1 pseudogene is annotated in these 1,023 nt (G+C 44.9%); it reads left to right on the top strand.

Going from position 1 to position 1,023, the window contains the following annotated elements:
- Positions 1 to 1,023 (top strand): annotated as a pseudogene (locus tag ACST14_RS10920) (hypothetical protein); the annotation flags it as partial.

Raw genomic sequence — 1,023 nt, 5'->3', positions numbered from 1 at the left:
GAGGTCAAAACGTAGGATTAGGTATCCAGACTTTGTTTAGTAATAACAATGGATATTATAATAATGCGATTGGTTATCAAACGATGTATTCAAATACGAGTGGACAGATGAACGATGCGCATGGTTACCAGGCCTTGTATTCAGTGACCACGGGTAACTACAACGTTGGATTAGGAGGATATGCGGGTAATTCAGTTACAACGGGATCTAATAACACGTTGTTAGGTTATGGAGCGAATGTGAATAATGGGGCATTAACCAATGCGACCGCGATAGGTAATGGAGCGAATGTGGATGCGAGCAATAAGTTAGTCTTGGGAAATACGAGTGTGAATTTAATTCAAACTACGGGACGTTGGTATACGACGAATAATACAGATGCTACGGCTACTAATACAGGTGCGTTACAAGTAGCAGGTGGAGCGGGGATAGGCTTGCAGTTAAGAGTAGGAGGCGCGACGACCTTATCTGGCGCGACACAGATTAATAATACCTTAGGAGTGACAGGCATTACGAGTATTACGAATACGACAGATGCGAGTAGTGTATCTACGGGTTCGTTGGTATTGTCGGGAGGATTAGGAGTAGCCTCTCAGTTACGAGTGGGTGGTAATGTAACGTTTGGAAGTAGTTCGATATTAAATGTGACGAATACGACTGCCTCGAGTGCGACTAATAATGGAGCGTTGATCGTAGGTGGTGGAGTAGGTGTAGGTGGTAATCTGAATGTGGCAGGAAACACAGCTGTTTCAGGTACGTTGAATGTATCAGGAGCGACGGTCTTTGCGAGTGGTAATGTGACGGGTGTGACACCTGCTACGAATGATAACAGTACGAAGTTCGCAACTACGGCCTATGTATTGGCAACGATGGCCTCATCGGCAAATGGGGTATCCTGGGCTACGACCGGAAACACGGGTATGACAGATTATGCCTTTAGTATAGCTCAGTATGTATCAGAATCTAATGCGGGTAAGTTTATCGGAAACACGGATGGATATCCTTTGAATTTCCGGGTAGCAA

The organism is Aquirufa sp. A-Brett2-15D, from assembly GCF_054558735.1.
The sequence above is the reverse complement of the archived record's forward strand: the minus strand, read 5'-3'. Positions and strand labels throughout refer to the sequence as shown.